The organism is Akkermansia sp. GGCC_0220 (genome assembly GCF_017566105.1).
In the GTDB taxonomy this organism is placed as follows: Bacteria; Verrucomicrobiota; Verrucomicrobiia; order Verrucomicrobiales; family Akkermansiaceae; genus Akkermansia; species Akkermansia massiliensis.
Map to the genome: position 1 here is coordinate 49,299 of NZ_JABFCI010000015.1, position 20,279 is coordinate 69,577.

Consider the following 20,279-nt stretch of genomic DNA (forward strand, 5'->3'; position numbering starts at 1 on the left):
GGCGATTCCGTAGGAATGTGGTTTAAAAAAGGGTCAAAGTGCGCCGAAGCGGCGTTTTCTGCGGGAGTAGTCCAGCAGCGCCGCTTCCATGTCACGGTCGCTGAAGTCCGGCCACAGCGTTTCTGTTACATAGAGTTCCGCATAGCTGATCTGCCACAGCAGGAAGTTGGAGACGCGCATTTCCCCGGAGGTGCGGATGAGCAGGTCCGGTTCCGGCATGCCGGCAGTGTCCAGATGCTGGTTGAAGAGGTCTTCCGTGACGGCGTCCGGGTGGAGTTCCCCGCGGGAGGCTTTCTCCGCGATTTTTCTGGCGGCGGCGGCAATTTCCGCCCTGCTGCCGTAGGAGAGGGCCAGAACCAGGTTGAGCCTGGTATTTCCCGCCGTGGCTTCCAGGCTGGATTGCAGCAGTTTCTGGGTTCGCTTGGGAAGGCGTGAAAGGTCGCCTATGGCGTGAAGGCGCACGCCTTTTTCCTGCATCTGGCTGAGGCGTTTTTTCAGGAATTCGTGCAGCAGCAGCATCAGCGCGTGCACCTCCGTCTTGGGGCGGTTCCAGTTTTCCGAGGAGAAGGCGTAAAGCGTGAGCCAGGGAATATCATGGTCAATGCAGAAGTCCACACAGCGCTCCACCGTATCCGCTCCCGCCCGGTGGCCGGCCTGGCGCGGCAGATGGCGGCTGTGCGCCCAGCGGCCGTTGCCGTCCATGATGCAGGCAATATGAACCGGCAGTTTTTCCTTGGGAATGGTAAGCATAGATAGATGTGGCTCCGCTACTCTAGTCCATGACCGGGTCCAGTTCAACACGCAAGTTTTTCAGGATGTATTCCTGTCTTTCCCTCGTGTTTTTGCCCATGTAGAAGGAGAGCAGGTCCTTCACCTTGTGTGAGTCTTCCAGGCGAACGCGGTCCAGGCGCATTCCTTCCCCGATGAAGGCCTTGAATTCCTGGGGGGAGATTTCGCCCAGGCCCTTGAACCGCGTTATTTCCGGGTTTTTGCCCAGCAGGGCGATGGCCGCTTCCCGCTCCGCGTCCGAGTAGCAGTAGATGGTCTGCTGCTTGTTGCGCACGCGGAAGAGGGGAGTTTGGAGGATGAAGAGGTGGCCCTCCCGGATCAGCTCCGGGAAGAACTGGATGAAGAAGGTCATCAGCAGGATGCGGATGTGCATGCCGTCGTCATCGGCGTCCGTGGCGATGACCACTTTGTCGTAGCGCAGGTCTTCCAGCCCGTTTTCAATGTTCAGGGCGTGCTGGAGGAAGTTGAATTCCTCGTTTTCATAGACGACCTTGCGGCTCATCCCGAAGGAGTTCAGCGGCTTGCCGCGCAGGGAGAAGACCGCCTGGATTTCCGCATCCCGCGCCGTGGTGATGGAGCCGGAGGCGGAGATGCCTTCCGTGATGAAGAGGGTGGTTTCCCCCGCGCGGGCGTGCTTGGAGTTGTAGTGCACGCGGCAGTCCCGGAGGTTCTTGTTGTGGATTTTGGCCTTGCGGGCGTTTTCCTTCGCCAGCTTCTGGATGCCGGAGAGTTCCTTGCGGTCCCGCTCGGAGTCTTTGATCTTGGCTTCCAGGGCTTTGGCCGTCTCCGGGTTTTTGTGCAGGTAGTTGTCCAGCTCCCTGGCGATGAAGTTGCCTACGAAGGTGCGGATGGTTTCCCCTTCCGGGCTGATGGTATTGGATCCCAGCTTGGTCTTGGTCTGGGATTCGAAGACGGGTTCCTTTACCTTGATGGAGATGGCGGCCACGAGGGAGGAACGGATGTCCCCGGCCTCATAGTTTTTCTTGAAAAAGTCCCTCAGGGTTTTGACGATGGCCTCCCGGAAGGCCGCCTGGTGGGTGCCCCCCTGCGTGGTGTGCTGCCCGTTGACGAAGGAGTAGTGCTCCTCCCCATACTGGCCGCCATGGGTGAAGGCCACCTCGATGTCGTGCCCTTCCAGATGGATGATGGGGTACAGCGGTTCCTCGCTCATTGCCTCCGTAAGCAGGTCCAGCAGGCCGTTTTTGGAGACGTAGCGGCGTCCGTTGAAGTGCAGGGCCAGCCCCTTGTTGAGGTAGGAGTAGTACCGGCACATTTTTTCAATGTATTCCGGACGGAACTGCGTGGTTACGGGGAAAATGTCCGGGTCTGCGTGGAACGCCGTGCGGGTGCCGTTGGGCTCCTCCGTGGCGCCGTCCTTCCGTCCTTTGGGGAGTTCCTTCCCGCGGCAGAACTGGTAGGAGCGCGTTTCCCCGTCGCGGTAGGCCTGGATTTCAAAAAAGTCGGAAAGGGCGTTCACCGCCTTGATGCCTACGCCGTTGAGCCCTACGGATTTCTTGAAGGCATCGCTGTCGTACTTGGCTCCGGTATTGATTTTCGCGGCGCAGTCCAGCAGTTTGCCCAGCGGAATGCCGCGTCCGAAGTCGCGCACCTCGCACAGGCCGTCCGGAGTCACGTCAATGGTGATTTTTTTGCCGAAGCCCATGACGAATTCGTCAATCGAGTTGTCAATGACTTCCTTCAGCAGGACGTAAATGCCGTCATCCGGAGAGGTTCCGTCGCCCAGTTTGCCGATGTACATCCCCGGACGCATGCGGATATGCTCCCTCCAGTCCAGGGTTTTAATGCTGTTTTCGTCGTAGGCCATGTGCAGCGGGGTCGCGCCTATTATAGCGGAGCCCCCGGAATTTGCGAAGAAAAAATGCGTGCCCGTCCATTTGCGCCCAATGGGGGCTTGACCCGGAGGCCGTCCCTTGGTGGAATCCATGGCGTATGATCAGTTGCAAGGCTCCGTGCAAGGTGAACGTTTCCCTCCGCGTTCTGGGTAAGAGGGCGGACGGTTTCCATGAAGTGGATACCGTGATGGTTCCCCTGGAATTGTGCGACGTGCTGGAGTTTTTCCCGGCGGACGGCCTGGAAATGAGCTGCGACGCCCCGGGAGTTCCGCTGGATGAAAGCAACCTGGTCATGAAGGCGGGGCGGCTGATGGAGCGGGAGCTGGGACGGCCCATGCCGTGGCATGTGCGCCTGGTCAAGAACGTGCCCCATGGCGCGGGGCTGGGCGGCGGCAGCAGCGACGCCGCGTGCGTGCTGTCCGCCCTGAATGAGCTGGAACACGGCGGCCTGTCCCGGAGGCGTCTGGCGGAGCTGGCCGGGGAGATCGGTTCCGATGTGGGATTTTTCATTTATGGAATGGCGTGCCGCTGCACCGGCCGCGGGGAAAAGGTGGAGCCCCTGCCGGAATGGAGGGAATGGCGCCCCCGGATCGTTCTGCTGAAGCCGTCGTTCGGCGTTTCCACGCCGGACGCCTACCGCCGCTGGGCGGGTTCACGGGAATTGCCGGGCATACCGTACGGGGAGCAGCGGGTGGACGGCCATGTGCTGGTGAATGATCTGGAAAGGCCCGTGTTTGAGAAGCATTTGTTCCTGGCGGAGATGAAGCGATGGCTGCTGGAGAGGCCCGGCGTGCGCGGCGCCATGATGTCCGGCTCCGGCTCCACCATGTTCGCCGTGGCGGAGGATGAAGAAGCGGCCCGCAAGTTGATGGAGGACGCCGCGCGGGAACTGGACCCCACGCTGTGGATGTGGTCCGGGCTTGTGATGCGGGAGGGCGCCCGGTAAAAACATGGTTGTGCAGGAGGCCTTGCCTTGACGGCGGGGGATGCATGCCGTTACACTCCGTCCATGATTAAAAGTTTGTTTGCAGGTGTGATGGTGGCGGCTGCGTGCGCCGTCCAGGCCGGTGAATACGGAGACAGCGCCGTCCAGGCCGCCCGGGAGCTTTCCGGAGCGGTGAAAACGGGGGACATGATGTGGATGATTGAGAAGATGTACGCTCCCATGAAGAAGCAGCTTGTTTCTTCCTTCCCGGGAGGGGAGGCCGCGTTCATGAAGACCATGAGGGAAAAGATGCAGGGAGCCGCCGCCGTGATGAAAGAGCGCGGCATGGTGGTGGAGACGTATGAAATAGGCCAGCCTACGGCGGAACATCTGGTGAAGAATGGAGACGAGGTGCTGGTGGTGCTCCCCACGCGGATGGTCATTTCCATGAAGCGTCCGGACGGGATGCCTGTAAAGATAGAGAATACAGGCGTTCTGGTGCTGGTGAAGGATTTGAAGGACAAGGGGCCCTGGACGTTCATTGATGCTTCCAAGATGAATGCGAATGCCCTGCGCTCCATGTTCTATGACCTGCCGGAAAAGGTGAATCTGCCGCCGGTTTCCTCCCGCCAGCTTCCCGTGGGCCAGTAGGGGAGCGTTCCCGTATGAATGGCGCCGGGGCAGATGACGTGGAAGGCGTTAGCGCCTTTGAGGCTTATGTCCACCGGGCATTTGCCCCGGACGGGTTGTTCTCCCGCGCCAGGGATTTTGAATACCGGGCGGAGCAGCAGAATATGGCCCTGGCCGTGGCGAGGGCTCTCCAGGTGGACGCCCCGCTGCTGGTGGAGGCCGGAACGGGCGTAGGCAAGTCCCTGGGCTATCTGCTGCCGGCCGTGAAGTTTGCGCTGGATTTTGACCGGAAAGCGGTCATTTCCACGCATACCATCAATTTGCAGGAGCAGTTGTTCAACAAGGATATTCCGTTGCTGCGCGCCGCCCTGGGGATTGATTTTTCCGCCGCCCTGCTGAAAGGCAGGCAGAATTACCTGTGCCATACCCGCCTGCGGCGCGCGCTGGCCCAGATGGATTCCCTGTTTACGCAGGGGGAAGCCGCGGAGCTGACGCGGATTCAGGACTGGGCGCTGAGAACGCAGGACGGCACCCTGAGCGACATGGCGTTCCGTCCGTCTCCCAAGGTATGGGCCATGGTGTGCAGTGAACCGCATGCGTGCAGCATGCGCCATTGCGGCCCCTCCTGTCCGTACCAGGTGGCCCGCAAGAGGGTGCTGGAGGCCAAGGTGGTGGTGCTGAACCATACCCTGTTTTTCGGCCTGATGGCCCAGGCGGAGGGTTCCGAGGAGGCGGGGTTCGTTTTTCCCGGGGATTTCGTGGTTCTGGATGAGGCCCACATGATTGAGAACATCGCCGCCCGGCAGCTGGGCGTGCAGCTCTCGGAACCGCATCTCAATTATGAACTGCTGCGGATGTTCAATCCGCGCACGCACAAGGGCCTGCTGAAACCGCTGAACAATCCGGCCCTGTTCCAGCGGGTGCAGGACGTGATTGACGCTTCAGGCCTGTTTTTCCAGAATGCGCGGGATGACCTGGGGTTTGCGGGCTCCGGCAAGATTGTCCGCATTCTCCAGCCGGAATGGTCCCAGGACATTCTTTCCCTGCCTCTGGCGGAATTGATCGGAGAATTGAAGAGGGAGGGCGCGAAGCAGGAGGAAAACGTGGCCGTGAAGGATGAACTGGCGGACATGGCCGCCCGCATGGAGGAGGCGCAGGCCTCCCTGAAGGTGCTGATGGACATGACGGAGGAGGGGCACGTGTACTGGGCGGAGCGGTCCGGTCCGGAGGGAAGGAACATGAGCGTGTGCTCCGCCCCCGTGGAGGTGGGCGATATCCTGAGGGAGCGCCTGTTTTCCGCCGGGCGTTCCGCCATTCTGACCTCCGCTACGCTGGGGACGGGGGATGCGGACATGGGCTACTTTGCGGGGCGCGTGGGTGCGGAAAGCGTCCGGAAGCTCCAGATAGGCAGTCCGTTCAATTACCGGGAGCAGATGAGGCTGATCGTGGCCCGTTCCATGCCGGAGCCGGACCAGCCGGAGTATGCGGAAGTGCTGCCGGAATGGATTAAAAGGTATCTGGCGGAGTCCCGCGGCAGGGCCTTCGTGCTGTTCACCAGCTACCGGCTGATGGTGCAGGTGGCGGAAAAGGTGCGCCCGTTCTGTGAAGAACAGGGATGGACCTTGTACGTGCAGGGGCAGGACATGCAGCGGCATGCCATGCTGGAGGCGTTCCGGAAGGATGTGAACAGCGTGCTCTTCGGCACGGACAGTTTCTGGACCGGGGTGGACGTGCCCGGAGAGGCCCTTTCCAACGTTATTGTGACGCGCCTGCCGTTTGAGGTGCCGGACCACCCGCTGGTGGAGTCCCGCTTTGAGAGCATCAGGGCGCGCGGGGGGAACCCGTTTTACGAATATTCCGTGCCCGTAGCCATTCTGAAGCTGCGGCAGGGGGTGGGGCGGCTGATCCGCACGAAAAGCGATTCCGGCATGGTGGTGATCCTGGACCCCCGCGTAGCCACCAAGAGGTACGGGGCGCGGTTCATCAAGTCCCTGCCGGATGCCCGTCTGGAGTTTGTGTAAGGAGTTTTTCCTCCTTAAAATTGGCCGGAGTTCTCCTTCTCCCTGCCGTACTGCATCAGGCGGTAGCTGAGGGGCTGTTCCAGGCGCGCTTCTTCCAGCAAAGCGCAGTCGGCGAAAATGTCCGGAACGGGCGCGTCCGCCAGAATGGAGCCGTCCTTCATCACGATGCAGCGGGTGCACAGGTCCATGACCATGTCCAGGTCATGGGTGGCGATGATTTTGGTATGGGAGAATTGGCGCAGGAGGCTGATGAGGGTGCGGCGGGAGGCCGGGTCCAGGTTCGCGCTGGGTTCGTCCAGAACCAGGATGTCCGGGGTCATGGAGAGGACGGTGGCGATGGAGACGGCGCGTTTTTCCCCGCCGGAAAGGTGGTGGGTCATCTTGTCCGCCAGGGCTTCCGCATGGACGTCCCGCAGAGCCTGCCGCACGCGGCGGCTGACTTCTTCCGGAGGGAGGCCCATGTTGAGCGGGCCGAAGGCCACGTCCTCCCGGACGGTAGGCATGAAAAGCTGGTCGTCCGCCTGCTGGAATACCATTCCCACGCTTTCCCGGACGCGGGCGACGGTTTTGGGCGTGACGGGGATGTCCCCCACCCGCACCTGTCCGGAGGAGGGCTCCAGCAGGCCGTTGAGGTGCAGGAGCAGGGTGGATTTTCCCGCTCCGTTCCCGCCCACGACGGCAACGGATTCCCCGTGGGTGATGCGCAGGGAGACGCGGTTCAGCGCCGGAGGAGAATCCGGGTAGCTGAAGCACAGGTCGATGGTTTCTACAAGGTGGTGGCTCATGAGAGGAGGCTGCGGGCGCACTGGCCCGCCAGCATGGTGACGTTAAAGCAGCGGAACAGGATGACGAGGGCGCAGAAGAGAATGCCGCCCGCCACGCCGCGCATGGTGATGACGCCGGGGGCGCTGACGAATTCAGGGTCTTCCCCTCCCCGGCACAGGACGGCCTGGTAAATGCGTTCCGCGCGACCGAAGGTGCGCAGCAGGAGCTGGCCGGTCATGGCCCCCCAGGTGGAGAGGGGGACGGAACCGGAGCCTCCCCTCCGGGAACGGAACGCCATCAGCATGTTCTGGAATTCATCCATCAGGATGAAGGCGTACCGGTACAGGAAGGCCAGGAGCGTGATCAGGATGCGCGGCGCGCCGAGCTGCCTCAGGCCCCGGCAGAGCGGAGCGAAGCCCGTGGAGGCCAGCAGCGTGAAGGCTCCCAGGATGGTGAGCATGCACCGCAGGATGATGGAGATGAAGGAGATGATGCCCCGGGTAACGGGAATGCCGAACCATTCTCCCGCCGGCGTCCTGTCCACCAGCGGGTTGAAGATGCCGATCATGACGGCGACGGGCAGCAGCCACAGGGTGCGCTTCAGCAGGTAGCCCAGGGGGAGCCCCGCCATGCGGATGACGCAGACCGGGAACAGGAAGAAGGGCAGCAGCCCCGTGATTTCCTGCGGAGGCCAGGAGAGCACGCAGATTTGAAAGACGAGGAAGGCCCCTATTTTAATACGGGCGTCCAGACGGTGGAATCCGGTGTTTCCGCAGGAAAACCGGTCCATCTGGCGGAATTGCCGCGCGGCGTCCGTGAACAGGGGCATGGGGGGTCAGCGGGGGCAGTGGCTGTGCGGTTTTCTGCCGAACAGGAAGCCGGCCGCAAAGACCAGGGCGGCAATGATGACGCTCCCCAGCACGCCGGCCAGGCTGGTTTCAGGGTTGACGATGGAGGAGGCTCCCTCCGTCTCTCCGGAGGAGGCTGTTTCCTCCGCGGCGGGGAGGGCGTAATCCGGCATGATGGCGGTGGATGCCTGTACGGATTCCAGGCTGCGGTGGAGGGAGGAAGGCTCCGCCAGGCTGGTTTCTTCCGACCCGGTGACGCCGGCCACGGACCATTCCAGGCCGTCAGGGTAGGCGGAGGCGAACCAGGAAAGGGCCGCCCCGCAGAGCAGGGCCGCTACCGCAAAGATGCCCAGAACGGTGAAGGAGGCTTTTTTGACGGGGCCGGTTTCCAGATCAGCCGGGCGCAGCAGGGAGGGCTGGGCCCGGCTGATGAAGATGACGATGGCCGCCGTGGCGAGTCCTTCCACCACGCCGATGGCCAGATGGATGGGAAGCATCAGTTCCACGAACTGGGCGAAGGGCAGCGCGGAGATGCCGGAGGCCGTCGTTTCCAGCACGACGGAGAAGGCCCCCAGCTGGAGCCCGATGACAGCGGCGGTGATGCTGGCCAGCGTGATTCGGCCCGTGCCGGGGTTTTTCCCGGCCAGGGGCCTGTAAATGAAGGGGTAGGCTACCAGGCAGGAGAAGAAGCCCATGTTGAAGATGTTGCAGCCCAGGGCCAGCAGCCCTCCGTCCGCAAAGAAAAGCGCCTGCACCGCCAGGATGGCCGCCATGACCAGGAAGCCCGCATACGGCCCCAGCAGGACAGCCAGGATGAGGCCGCCGCCCAGATGGCCGCTGGACCCGGTGCCCGGAATGGTGAAGTTCAGCATCTGGCAGGCGAAGATGAAGGCTCCCAGAACGCCCATGAGCGGGACGAGCCGCACTTCCTTTTCCTGCCTGACCTTGCGCGCGCAGAGCGCCGTGATCGCGGCGGAAGCCGCCCACATGGTGCAGCCTACCGCCGGTGAAATGAAGCCGTCCGCCATATGCATGATGTTTGTGTCTTTCTATTGGATGAAGTGAAGTATTGGTAAGAGCCCCGGACCGGGCAGATTGGCGCCACTTTAGCACAAACACCGCAAAGCCGAAGAAGGAAATGCGGCAACGGGTATAAGTATTTTCCCCGCGCCGCGCGGCCTTGCTCCCTGCGCGGGTCCGGTGGACCGTGTTCCCCGGCAATAGCGCCTTTCCGGGGGAGGGGGAGCGCGTTTTCTCCGAGTGTATCCGGCGGGAATTTGGCTGCCGCGCCGTGCCGCCCAGGCGTGCCGCGCGGCGGATGTGGACGGATTGGGCGTGATGCAGACGGGGAAGCGGTTTGCTAGACGGAACCCATGATGAATTTTTCCATAGCTAAGTGCTTGTTTTCCATAGGCGGGTGCACGACGATCCTGGGCAATATTTCCGCAGATACGGCCGTATCTTCCGCCGGAGCCATCGGCGGCCTGGGCGTTCTGACGATTGCCGTGAATTATACGCTGAACCTGCTCAAGAAGAAGGATGAGCAGTTGATGGCGAAGGACGCCCGCATTGAAGCCCTGATGGACCGCCTGATTGACAAATGCCCGAATTGCGAGCTGGCGAAAGCGGCCAACAAGTCCCTTCTGGAGGATGAATAGCGGAAGGCGCCGGGATGCTTACCTTCCGGCCGCGTCCGGCGTGCGGGTGTAGGCCTCCCGGTTTCCGTCCGTGTTCAGAATCAGCGTAGTTCTGCTGAGTCTGTCAATGGTGGAGGTTGTGGTGAAGAGGGAGGAGTTCCCGTTGCCTATGCTTTTCCCCGTCAGGGTCAGGCGCTTGCCGTCCAGTTGCCAGCTCCGGTAGAGAAGCGTGCGCATGTTGATGGATCTCGCCCTGCCGTCCGGCAGGAGCTGCATTCCCTGCACGTGCCCCGGCTGTCCGGGGACGGGCTGGGTCCAGGAGCCGGAAAGGCTGGACGGAGTGGGCTGCATGGAGCAGGAGGCCGCCGCCAGGGAGAGGGCCGGAAGAAGGAGGAAAAGGCGCATGGCGGCGGGTGGTCAGCGCTGTTCCCTGATGACTTCCGTACCGATGCCGTCCGGAGTGAAGATTTCCAGCAGCAGGGTGTGGGGCAGGCGTCCGTCAATGAAGTGCACCTTGCGCACGCCCGCGTTCAGGGCGTCAATGGCGGAGTGGATTTTGGGAATCATGCCGCCGGAAACGGTGCCGTCTTCAATGAGGTCCAGGGCTTCCGTGCGCGTGACGGATTTGATGAGGGTGGACGGGTCCGCGGGGTCCTTCATGATGCCGGGAACGTCGGAAATGTAGATAAGCTTGACCGGCTTGAGCTCCTTGGCAAGGGCCGCCGCCGCCAGGTCCGCGTTCACGTTGAGCGGCTTGTGGGTGCCCAGCTCTTTCGCCAGGGGGGAGACGATGGGGGTGATCTGGAGTTCCAGCGCTTCCGTGATGCGGTCTGTCAGGCAGCCGATGACGTTGCCTACTTCCCCGATGTCCACGGGGTTGCCCTGTTCGTCCTTCTCCTGGATGCGTTCCCCCACGAAGATTTCCGTGCCGGGAATGCCTACGCCCTTGCCTCCGTAGTCGCGGAACATCTGGACGAGGCCGGGATTGATGGTTCCGGAGAGGGTGCGTTCCACGATGGAAATGGCTTCCGGCGTCGTGACGCGCAGACCGTTGATGAAGCAGGCCTCCAGCCCGGCTTCCGCCATGGCCTTGGAAATGGCCTTGCCGCCGCCGTGGACGATCACGGGGTTGAAGCCCAGGACTTCCAGCAGAACGATGTCGCGCATGAGCTTCTTGACCAGGCGGGCGTCGTCCATGGCGCTGCCGCCGAATTTGATGAGGAATGTCTTGTCCCGGTAGGCCTGGAGGTAGGGAAGGGCGCCGACAATGACGGAGGCCTGTTCAATCAGGCGGGTGATTTTGGAGTCCATATCAATCATGAAACGGTAGGAGTGGTTGACAAAAAGAGAGGGAGGGAGTCCGCGGCAGGGGCCGTTCAAAGCAGGCGCCTGCTCCTGAAATAAACCAGGGGAAGGATGATGGAAACGAGCATGACGACCAGGGAGATGTAATAGCCGTATTCGTTTTCCAGGCCGGGCATGTGGGAGAAGTTCATTCCGTAGATGCTGGCGATGAGGGTGGGGGGCATGAAGACCACGGCCGCCACGGTGAAGATTTTGACGATTTCGTTCTGCTCGATGTTGATGAGGCCCAGAACGGCGTCCAGCATGAAGTTCACGTTGCTGGAAAGAAAGTTGGCGTATTCCGAGAGGGACGTAACGTCGCGGCTCAGGGGGCGCAGCTTGATGTACAGGGTGGAGTTGGTGTCGTCCAGGGCCTCTTCATTGCTGGCGTACGTGAGCAGGCGCAGAAGGTTGACCAGGCAGTCCCGCTGGCGGGTGAGCAGGTCCCCCACGCGGCCCAGGTCCTGGAGCGTGAGGCGCAGGGCGCTGGAGACGGGCACGCGCTTGCTGGCCTTGCCTTCCGGCTCGTCCCTGCGGAAGATGTTTTTGGAAAGGCGGTCCAGTTCCGCGCCGAAGCGTTCCAGGACGTCCGCCTGGCGGTCCACGATGGTTTCCAGCAGTCCGGTGAAAACCTGGTCCCGGCTGATCTGCTTCTGGCGCAGGAGCTGGTGGGAGAAGACGCGGAAGGAATAGGAGTCCGAATGGCGGATGGTGATGATCTTGGCCCCCATGAGGACGAAGGTGATTTCCGACAGGGAGGGGGATTCCGTATCCACGCGGCTGAGGACCGTGGTGGTCATGAAGCGGGCTCCGTCCTCCGTGTACAGGCGGCTGGTGGCCTCAATTTCCCTCATCTCGTCGTAGGTGGGCATCTCCAGCCCGCAGAGGCGTTCCACAAACTTGATTTCCGCCGGTTCAGGGGTAAGGAGGTCAATCCAGAAGACGGAGTCCAAGTTCTGTTCCGCCGCATCCACCTGGGTGGTGCGCTCAATGCCTTCCGGGGTTTGACGATAGAGTCGAATCATGCCGTTGATTTCGGTGGGGGGATGGAACGATGCCGTGCATGATGTCGAGTGACACCCAACGCGGGCATGATGCCTTGTTTGTACAGGGAAGGGAAGTAAAAAGGGTGACAAAAAGAGGCCCGGTTCCCAAGGTGGGAACCGGGCCTGCCGGAAAAAAGAAAGGGATGCGCGCCGCTTAGGCGTTTTCCTTGACGACCACCTTGAGCGTGGCTTCCACCTGGGGATGCACCTTGATGGCGACTTCGTGTTCGCCTTCGCTCTTGATCGGCTTTTCAAGCTCAATCGCGCGGCGGTCCACTTCCACTCCCTGAGCGGTCAGGGCATCGTGAATGTTCTGGTTGGTGATGGCGCCGAACGCCTTGCCGCCCTGACCCACTTCAAGGGTAAGGTCTACGGTCAATCCGTTGATTTTGGCGGCCACTTCCTGGGCGGCGCTGAGTTCTTCCGCTTCACGCTTGGCGCGGGCGGCCTGAAGATTGGCGATGAAACGGCGGTTGGAGGCCGTTGCTTCGTGGGCGAGACCCTGGGGGATGAGGTAGTTGCGGCCATAGCCAGCCTTAACGGTCACCAGGTCGGCTTCCGCGCCGAGTCCTTCAATTTTTGTTGCGAGAATTACTTCCATCGTTGCCATGGCTAAAAAGAAATGGTTATTTGTGAGCGGTTGAAGTAGTAAGTATTCGCCCGAATGTCAAGACAAGAGCGATAAAAAGGGCGTTTTTTTATGTTTTGGGAGGAAAAAATCCCCCCGGCTGTCATGATAGGTGACATTGCGCTTGCTTCACGGGGCGGTAGTATGTAGGGAAAGGAACCGCATTTGTCGCGTTCGCTCCCGGAGAGGAGGGTTCGCCCGCGGGTACATTACAGATATTTGATCTTATGGCTATTCAGCGCGCATTGATATCCGTTTCCGACAAGACCGGCCTGGAGGAGTTTGCCAAGGGCCTGCACGAGTTTGGAGTAGAGCTTATTTCCACCGGCGGCACCGCCGCTTTCCTGAAAGGCCTGGGCCTTCCGGTGATTGAAATTTCCGACTATACCGGGGAACCGGAATTGTTTGAAGGACGCCTGAAGACGCTTCACCCCATGGTGCACGGGGGCCTGCTGCACCGCCGCGACAATGAAGAGCATGTGCGCCAGGCGAAGGAAAACGGCATCAAGCCCATTGACCTGGTCTGCGTGAACCTGTACCCCTTTGAGGAAACCGTCGCCAAGCCGGACGTCACGCTGGAGGAAGCGATTGAAAAGATCGACATCGGCGGCCCGTCCATGCTCCGTTCCGCCGCCAAGAACTACGCCTCCGTCACCGTCGTGTCCGATCCCGCGGACTACGCGCGCATTCTGGATGAAATGCAGACCCACAAGGGAGACACGACCCTGAAAACCCGCGAAAACCTGGCAGTGAAGGTGTTCATGCGCACCTCCAATTACGACAACGCCATCACCAACTACCTGGGCCACCAGAGCGCGGAAAGCACCAAGGGCAGCTTCTGCATCTGCGCGCCCCTGTACCAGGAACTGCGCTACGGGGACAACCCCCACCAGGAAGCCAGCCTGTACGGCAGCTTCGGGGACATTTTCAACCAGCTCCAGGGCAAGGAGCTTTCCTACACGAACGTGCTGGACATCGAAGGCGCCGCCGAGCTGATCACCCAGTTCCGCCGCCCGACGGTGGGCATCCTGAAGCACACGAACCCCTGCGGCGTGGGCCAGGATGACGAAGACCTGCGCAACGCCTGGCAGAAAGCCTTTGAAACGGACACGCAGGCCCCCTTCGGCGGCGTGATCGTGGTCAACCGTCCGATGACGGAAGGACTGGCCCGCGTGCTGAGCGCCATTTTCACGGACGTCATCATCGCCCCGGAATACGATGCGGAAGCCCGCGCCCTTCTCCAGAAGAAGAAAAACTGCCGCATCATCCGCATGAACACGGAAGCCTGGATGAAGGCGCGCCGCGAACCCATCATCCGCTCCGCTCCCGGCGGCTTCATGACCATGAAGCGGGATACGGACGTGATGGGCCTGGACAATCTGGAAGCCAAGGTTGTGACCAAGCGCCCCCCGACCGAGGAGGAACTGACCGCCATGCGCTTCAACTGGCGCGTCGTGAAGCAGGTGCACTCCAACGCCATCGTCTTCGGCGGCACGGACCGCACGCTCGGCATCGGCGCCGGGCAGATGAGCCGGGTGGATTCCGCCCGCATTGCCGTCTGGAAGGCCGGACAGGCCGGCCTGGACCTGAAGGGCAGCGTGGTGGCTTCCGACGCCATGTTCCCGTTTGCGGACGGCCTCCAGGTAGCCATTGACGCCGGGGCCACCGCCTGCATCCAGCCCGGCGGTTCCATCCGGGACGAGGAAGTGATCGCCGCCGCGGACGCCGCGGGCATCGCCATGGTGTTCACGGGGCACCGCCATTTCCTCCATTAATTTGAATGATCGGCCCCGTCCCCTTGTCTTAAAACCGATATGTTGCTAGGTGTAAATATAGACCACATCGCCACGCTGAGGCAGGCCCGCTATGCGACCATGCTTGATTCCTTCAACGTGGAGCCGAGCGTTTTGGACGCCGCCTACGCGGCGCAAAGGGGCGGGGCGGATTCCATCACCCTCCACGTCCGGGGGGACCGCCGCCACATGCAGGATACGGACGCCCTGAGCGTCCGGGAGAGCGTGGCCCTTCCCCTGAACCTGGAAATGGGGAACACCCCGGAGATGGTGGACTTTGCCCTTCGGCTGAAACCGGACTATGTCTGCATGGTCCCGGAAAAGCGTGAGGAAATTACTACGGAAGGCGGCCTGGACGCCGTCTTTCATGAAAAGGAACTGGCCCCCACCATGGCAAGAATGGCTGACAACGGCATTCAGGTGAGCCTGTTCATTGATCCGGAGCTGGCCCAGGTGGACGCCGCCGCCCGTCTGGGAGCGCCCATGGTGGAGCTTCATACCGGATGCTTTGCCAACCACGCCGGGAAGGAACGCACGGCGGAGCTGGCCCGTTTGAAACGCGCCGCGGAGCTGGCCCACTCCCTGGGCATCCAGGTGAATGCAGGCCATGGCATCAACTACCAGAATCTGGAACAGCTGATGGACGGCGTGCCTTACCTGCATGAGCTGAACATAGGCCATACGATCGTAGCCCGCGCCCTTTTTGTGGGGATGGAGCAGGCCGTGAGGGAAATGCGCCAGGCGATCGACCGCCTGAGCTGATATTCCCGTTTCAACTTTAACCCCCGGTTGCAGGAACATGAGCCGCATTGCAGGATTGGGAATGGATTTGATCGACCTGGACCGCGTGCGCCACGCCCTCCAGAAAAACGGGGAGGCGTTTGCCCTGCGCATCTGCACCCCGGATGAATGGGCCTATTGCCGGAAGCATGCGGACCCCGTGCCGCGCCTGGCGGCCCGTTTTGCGGCCAAGGAGGCCGTGGCGAAGGCCCTGGGAACGGGAATAGGGGAAAAATGCGCTTTTACGGATGTGGAAGTGGTGCGCAATGATGCGGGCGCTCCCTCCATCCTGCTGCACGGCACTGCCGGAGTGACGGCCCGGGAGCAGGGCGTCACGGGCTGGTTCCTGACCATGACCCATTCCCGCCTGAGCGCCGCCGCCGCCGTCATCGCCGTTGCCGAAGTCCCCGAATTTTCCTGATGCGCCAGGAACGCCGCAAGCCTTGGCCGCTCCCGGGACCGTTTTCCCTGAACCAAAGCCGGCTGGAACATACCGGGTCTTGAGCCCAGGAAATTTCTACAGGATGCCTTGCCAGCGGCGCCGATGAATACCGTGTTCCTACAGGTTTTCAAGGTTCTTCTTGATGACTTCCCTATTCAGTTCGCGGAGGGCGGCCAGAGTTTCAAAACTCGGCGCTTCGGAAAAATCGGTTTCCAGTTCTTTTACTTTCTTTTCATAGTCCGCCACATGGCCGCCATCCCCTTTCAGGATGGAGATATTTTTCCGGGTTTCATCCGCAAGCTCTGAAAACGTCTTCCGGTCGGGGACCGGATTCCAATTGATGGACTTCAGGAAGCTTTCCACTTCCGGAACCGTCACGTTGAAGAATTCCGGGCGCACCTCCTCCGGGTTCCGGTCTTTGAAATAACTTATGGCAAAACTGAAGCTGTCCGACTCCGGTTTCAGCTCAAATTTGATATCATCTCCATGAATCCGGATCTGGCGGAGGGATTCTTTTTCAAAAACGATGAACGTGCCGAACTCCTTGTAAGCATAGCGGTTGAAGTTCATTACCCCGTTTCCCCCGGTTGTTTTCGTCAGAATCCAGTCCGGCTTTCCGCATGGTTTTTCCCCGGCTCCTTCTTTCAGGGCGTATTGCGACTCCAGTTCCGGCTTCCCGTAACCGTGAACCGGCGACGCCCATACTTCATACAGTTGTCCGGGATAAGCGACCTTGACGAACAGCCAGTCCGGGCGATCCTTGAACTGCGCTATCCTGACGTCCAGAACACTGTTTTCCGGGCGGAACGTGAATACGGCCATTTCCATCTTGCCGTTTTCTACGGTGTCAATTTTTTCCGCGACTTTCCGGTCCAGCAGTGTTTTGCCGTCCTTGCCGATTGCGGCGAGGAAATTGACGGGACTCCAGCTTCCGGGAGTATTGGGGTTCCTCCAATATTCGATGCCGAATCTGAAATCCCCCCATTCCTGCTGAACCGGCTTGTTGTCATTGGGATTGGTAACGGTGTGGTAATTGATTTTTCCGTTGCCAAGGTTGACGGTATGGCGGGTAACAAGGACGGGAGTTCCCTTGCGGTCAAGTTTCTCTTCTTTCTTTTCAATGGAGGGGGCGGCGTACAGCAGTGTGGTGCACAATCCGGCCAGCAGGGTCACGGCGAGTTTCTGCATGATTATTTTACCTCTATTTCGTGTTGGGTATTCAAGCCTGTAGCCGCGTCTTCAATGGTGATGCGGTATGCGCCGGGAAGATCGTTAAAGGCGAAATCCAGCGGATATTCCGTCTTGCCGTAAATGGTTTTGCTGCGGTGCAGAATTTCCCTGCCGTCCGGGGCCGTTACCGTAATCCGGTACGCGCGTTCCCGGGGATTGGCCGGTCCGGAAATCTTAAGCAGGGCCCGGGCGCCTTTGGCCACCTGGGCCGGAGCGGTTACCACGGGCGGCTGCTGCTCCCGGTCAAACAGGGCAAAGCAGCGGAACGGCGCATTGGAGAATTTAAAGACAAGCTTGTCTGATTTCCCCACCAGTCCTTTGCGGCACTCATAGATGTATTTTTCTTCCGGCAATTCAGCGGTGAATGATTTGCCGAGGTCCTTTTCCTGGCCGAGGGCGCCCAGCAGTTCGAATTCTCCGGCCTTCCGCGGACGGACCATCAGGGTGTCGCTGAAATCGGGGATGACGGCCAGAGGACGGACTCCGGCGTTTTTCACCACCTGGTCAAGGAACGTGTTCAGGGAGGAGCCGGGCAGGGAATTATTTTCCAGAACGGAGAGGGAGGCATTCAGCAGGATGGCGTTTCCTTTGCCGGTCTTGCGGAGTTGCAGGCCCGGATTGCCGTGGACTGCATGGGCCTTTTCTCCCGCCAGGGCCAGGGCTCCGCTTGTGCTTTCATAAGACTGGATTTCGAGCTCTTTCGCCTGGCCGAACGTCAGGTTCCCGAAAAGTTCGCCCAGGGGGTTCACAGTGCGTTTTTTCAGGTTTTCGTTCAGGATGGCGATATTGGCGTCAGCCAGTACGGTGCCGCCGGATTTGACGAAATCCAGAATGGCCGCGCACTCTTTGTCGCTCAGGGAGGAAGCTCCGCAGAGGAAGAGGAGCCGTGCGTTTTTCAGGCGTTCCAGGGTATTGGGCGAGACGAAATTGAAGCCCAGCCCGCGCTGGTAGCAATACCGGAGCAGCGGATTCATGCTGGCGTCCGGCTTGACGCAGCGGCTGTCCGCCTGGGCGGCGGAATTGGAGGTGTGGCTGTAGTAGAACAGGATGCCGGTATCCGGAAACGGGGTTTTGATCAGCAGCTGTGCGAGGCCGTAGTTCAAGTCATCAAGATAGGGCATGTACTGGCGCAGGTATTCCGCCTCGGAGAGATCGCCGGAATGGCTGGTTTCTCCCAGGGCGGGGTTGATCAGGAACCAGGCGTGGCCGTTGATCGCTCCCTGCAGCAGGTGTCCCCAAAGTTTGTATGGATAGGATGAACGCTCCGAGCAATACCCTCCCCACCAGATGGTCCGGACCCGGTCCGCGCCGAATGCGCGCAACACCTCGTTCTCCTGCATGCCGCTGTAAGGGCCCCAGAAGTCCAGCCCCTTAATCATTTCTTCAAGGTTGCCGGGAGGGGAGCCTTCCGCGCCTACCCGGGCTCCGGGATGAACCTTTTTGATTTCCGCCGCCAGGAAATGATGCATGTCCACGTACATTTTTTCAATATATTCCCGGTGGTCATTGTAGGCGACCAGATTCCCCTCTTTTTTGGCCGCGTCCAGCCGGAGGTGGGGCACTTCACCGAATCCGGCATAGGAGGCGCCGTATTCGAGGTTCAGGTTTTCCATGGTCTGGTACTTCCCCCGCAGGAAATCGGCGAACGGCTGTTTATCCGATTCTCCGAACCCGGCGTCGTAGGTGTAAAAATTTTCGTCGCCCAGGTTGTACAGCACAGGGCTCAGGTCTTTCAGGTACTCCGCCTGGCGTCGCAGATCGTCGCTCCAAAGCTTCCGGACCAATGGGTGGTAGAACGATTCGTCGCCGTTCAACGTACCCAGCTGCTCCATGTTTTCTTTCTGTTCGGACCACAGCTTGCGCAATATTCTGGTTTCATTGTTCGGCCCGGCTTCCATCCCGATCCGGCAGATGTACGGACACAGTTTTTCGTTCCGCAGGGCGTTTTCAATATCTCCCTTGGTGAAAAATTGCAGTGATACGTTCCAGCCGAGGCGGTCGATGATCCGTTCTCCGAAGGCCGGGTTAAAAGTACAGCCAACCTGGCCCCAGGTAAGCTGGAGATAATCTTCCAGGGAATAATCCGGGAAAATCACCGGGTTTTCCGCATGTGCCGCGTGTCCCCGGGCATCGTAAACGGTACAGCGCAGATAACCGCCGATGGTCGGCATCCGGTAATTTTCAAGGCCGAATGAAAGCTCTTTCTTTCCGGCTTCCAAAGGAAGGGTCTTGCTGAACCATACATTGCGGTAGGGTGCGTCCATCAGCTCCACTTTGGCGGAATAACCGTCCTGCGCGGGCGAAGCCAGTTTCAACGTGACGGAGAAGGGGCCGCGGTCCTGCACCAGCCTGGGCGTTTCCACCGATACGGCCCCGAAAGCGGATTCCACCGTAAAGGGAAAGGCGCCGAAGTTGACCAGCGCACCATCCCTGCGGACCAATACGTCTGCGGTATATCTTCCCGCCGGAAGGTTCGTGAAATCAAGGCTGTTCCGGATAACGGAATTATCCGCCTGCCGGATACGGCCCTCGGCAACGGTTTTTTCCGGAGAGGTCACGGCAAATTGGCCGTTGTCCTGCCGTACTGAAAATGCCGGCAGTTCTATTCCGCTGGCGTAATAGAGCACCTGGGCCAGAAAAGCCTGGGACGTTTCATAGAGGAAGAACCAGTCCGTGGTGTAGTTGAAATACGGCGTCAGCCCCACTCCTGGCCGGTAGCCCGCGCCGTAATCGACTTCGACGATCCGGCCATTGCCGAATTGCCAGGCGTTGAAAATACGCGATTCAAAGTTTTTAGGCCTGGTTCCGGGAAGGCTGTTGCTTCCGGCAACCCATTCCGGCCGGGGCAACGGCTGGGCGTACGGTTTTTTATAAGGCAGTTTCTTAAGTTCGGACCAGGGTTCGCCGGATTGAATCCGGACCAGGCCGGTTCCGTTCCGCACCATCGACATCAGGCGGAATTTCTGCTCATCCGGCAGGACCGCAAAATCGACGTTTGCCATGACCACCAGATCATAATCCTTTGCCAGTTTGGCATCCAGTTCCTGAAGTTTGTTGGCGGTGCTCAGCCCCGCGATCGGATTGCTGTAAATATCATCCGCTCCGATGCTATGTTCACTGGCTGTGAGAACCACTTCATACTTAAAGCCCGGGAAACGCTGGACCAGCTCAATGATCTCTCGCGAGGCCGTCTGCTGCATGATAAAAAGTATTTTCTTATGGGGAAGCTCTCCTTTTTCATCCCATGCGGCATGGGGCGTTTTCAGGGTCATTCCGGCCTCATTCATGTAAGTGCCGTCCAGTTTGCCGAATACGGGAGCAACAAGGCCCGCCAGCAGGATGCAGAGCAACAGTGGGAATGGTTTCATCAATGGATGGTCTTTCTTTTTTGAGTTAATTCAGGCTTTCTTCCAAGGCAATTTTCCATTTGAGCGCCCGGCAGCGCTCTTTCAGGACGTAAAGGCGCCTTAATCCGCTGATCGTGGTTTTTTCTTTTTCCGGGACGTTGCATTCAGATACCGGACATTTCCGTTTTGGCGGGCAGGGCG

18 protein-coding genes are annotated in these 20,279 nt (G+C 60.1%); 7 read left to right on the forward strand and 11 right to left on the reverse strand.

Features of this window, described 5'->3' with window-relative positions:
- Positions 1-33 precede the first annotated feature (33 nt).
- Complete coding sequence (locus HJW02_RS10570; RefSeq protein ID WP_102721271.1) at positions 34-750, reverse strand: isoprenyl transferase; 717 nt, start codon at positions 748-750, stop codon at positions 34-36.
- A 22-nt stretch (positions 751-772) separates the two neighbouring features.
- Positions 773-2,614, reverse strand: coding sequence for a DNA topoisomerase IV subunit B (locus HJW02_RS10575; RefSeq protein ID WP_102721328.1), 1,842 nt, complete (start codon positions 2,612-2,614; stop codon positions 773-775).
- A gap of 125 nt (positions 2,615-2,739) precedes the next feature.
- On the opposite strand from HJW02_RS10575, the gene ispE reads away from it, so the two are divergent.
- From ispE to HJW02_RS10590, 3 genes are all read left to right on the forward strand, one after another.
- Positions 2,740-3,588: a 4-(cytidine 5'-diphospho)-2-C-methyl-D-erythritol kinase gene (gene ispE / locus HJW02_RS10580; protein WP_102721272.1), complete on the forward strand. Its 849-nt coding sequence runs from the start codon at positions 2,740-2,742 to the stop codon at positions 3,586-3,588.
- Between the two features lie 63 nt (positions 3,589-3,651).
- Positions 3,652-4,218 (forward strand): hypothetical protein, encoded by a 567-nt coding sequence (locus tag HJW02_RS10585; protein WP_146018182.1) that lies wholly within the window; start codon positions 3,652-3,654, stop codon positions 4,216-4,218.
- Between the two features lie 38 nt (positions 4,219-4,256).
- Entirely contained in the window at positions 4,257-6,218 is a 1,962-nt protein-coding gene (locus tag HJW02_RS10590; protein WP_290503209.1) for a helicase C-terminal domain-containing protein, read from the forward strand.
- Between the two features lie 14 nt (positions 6,219-6,232).
- Here the strand turns inward: HJW02_RS10590 and HJW02_RS10595 are convergent, their stop codons facing one another.
- From HJW02_RS10595 to HJW02_RS10605, 3 genes are read right to left on the reverse strand one after another with little or no spacing between them, the layout of a single operon-like run.
- Complete coding sequence (locus HJW02_RS10595; protein ID WP_102721275.1) at positions 6,233-7,003, reverse strand: ABC transporter ATP-binding protein; 771 nt, start codon at positions 7,001-7,003, stop codon at positions 6,233-6,235.
- On the reverse strand, positions 7,000-7,812 hold the full coding sequence (cbiQ, locus tag HJW02_RS10600; RefSeq protein WP_102721276.1) for a cobalt ECF transporter T component CbiQ: 813 nt from the start codon (positions 7,810-7,812) through the stop codon (positions 7,000-7,002). The genes HJW02_RS10595 and cbiQ overlap by 4 nt, the downstream gene beginning before the upstream one ends.
- Positions 7,813-7,818: 6 nt before the next feature.
- The gene (locus HJW02_RS10605; RefSeq protein ID WP_102721277.1) at positions 7,819-8,865 is read right to left on the reverse strand and encodes an energy-coupling factor ABC transporter permease; all 1,047 of its coding nucleotides are present in this window, start codon (positions 8,863-8,865) and stop codon (positions 7,819-7,821) included.
- A gap of 339 nt (positions 8,866-9,204) precedes the next feature.
- Between HJW02_RS10605 and HJW02_RS10610 the strand changes: the two genes are divergently transcribed.
- Entirely contained in the window at positions 9,205-9,489 is a 285-nt protein-coding gene (locus HJW02_RS10610) for a hypothetical protein (RefSeq protein ID WP_022398122.1), read from the forward strand.
- 18 nt (positions 9,490-9,507) lie between these two features.
- Here HJW02_RS10610 and HJW02_RS10615 read toward each other — a convergent pair whose 3' ends face one another.
- From HJW02_RS10615 to rplI, 4 genes are all read right to left on the reverse strand, one after another.
- Positions 9,508-9,873 carry a lipocalin family protein gene (locus HJW02_RS10615; RefSeq protein ID WP_102721278.1) on the reverse strand — a complete coding sequence of 122 codons (366 nt, stop codon included), beginning with the start codon at positions 9,871-9,873 and terminating at the stop codon, positions 9,508-9,510.
- Positions 9,874-9,885: 12 nt separating this feature from the next.
- Positions 9,886-10,788: an acetylglutamate kinase gene (gene argB / locus HJW02_RS10620; RefSeq protein WP_240454290.1), complete on the reverse strand. Its 903-nt coding sequence runs from the start codon at positions 10,786-10,788 to the stop codon at positions 9,886-9,888.
- A gap of 56 nt (positions 10,789-10,844) precedes the next feature.
- Complete coding sequence (locus HJW02_RS10625; RefSeq protein ID WP_022398119.1) at positions 10,845-11,837, reverse strand: magnesium transporter CorA family protein; 993 nt, start codon at positions 11,835-11,837, stop codon at positions 10,845-10,847.
- A 175-nt stretch (positions 11,838-12,012) separates the two neighbouring features.
- Positions 12,013-12,468, reverse strand: coding sequence for a 50S ribosomal protein L9 (gene rplI, locus HJW02_RS10630; RefSeq protein ID WP_022398118.1), 456 nt, complete (start codon positions 12,466-12,468; stop codon positions 12,013-12,015).
- A gap of 245 nt (positions 12,469-12,713) precedes the next feature.
- Here rplI and purH point away from each other — a divergent pair, with 245 nt between their 5' ends.
- From purH to acpS, 3 genes are read left to right on the forward strand one after another with little or no spacing between them, the layout of a single operon-like run.
- Entirely contained in the window at positions 12,714-14,261 is a 1,548-nt protein-coding gene (purH, locus tag HJW02_RS10635) for a bifunctional phosphoribosylaminoimidazolecarboxamide formyltransferase/IMP cyclohydrolase (RefSeq protein WP_022398117.1), read from the forward strand.
- A 39-nt stretch (positions 14,262-14,300) separates the two neighbouring features.
- On the forward strand, positions 14,301-15,041 hold the full coding sequence (locus tag HJW02_RS10640; protein WP_102721279.1) for a pyridoxine 5'-phosphate synthase: 741 nt from the start codon (positions 14,301-14,303) through the stop codon (positions 15,039-15,041).
- A 37-nt stretch (positions 15,042-15,078) separates the two neighbouring features.
- The gene (gene acpS, locus HJW02_RS10645; RefSeq protein ID WP_205597312.1) at positions 15,079-15,480 is read left to right on the forward strand and encodes a holo-ACP synthase; all 402 of its coding nucleotides are present in this window, start codon (positions 15,079-15,081) and stop codon (positions 15,478-15,480) included.
- Between the two features lie 138 nt (positions 15,481-15,618).
- Here the strand turns inward: acpS and HJW02_RS10650 are convergent, their stop codons facing one another.
- Together HJW02_RS10650 and HJW02_RS10655 are read right to left on the reverse strand one after the other, a co-directional pair.
- Positions 15,619-16,689, reverse strand: a complete 1,071-nt coding sequence (locus HJW02_RS10650) for a hypothetical protein (protein WP_102721280.1) — start codon at positions 16,687-16,689, stop codon at positions 15,619-15,621.
- 2 nt (positions 16,690-16,691) lie between these two features.
- Positions 16,692-20,099 carry a hypothetical protein gene (locus HJW02_RS10655; protein WP_146018183.1) on the reverse strand — a complete coding sequence of 1,136 codons (3,408 nt, stop codon included), beginning with the start codon at positions 20,097-20,099 and terminating at the stop codon, positions 16,692-16,694.
- Between the last annotated feature and the right edge of the window lie 180 nt (positions 20,100-20,279).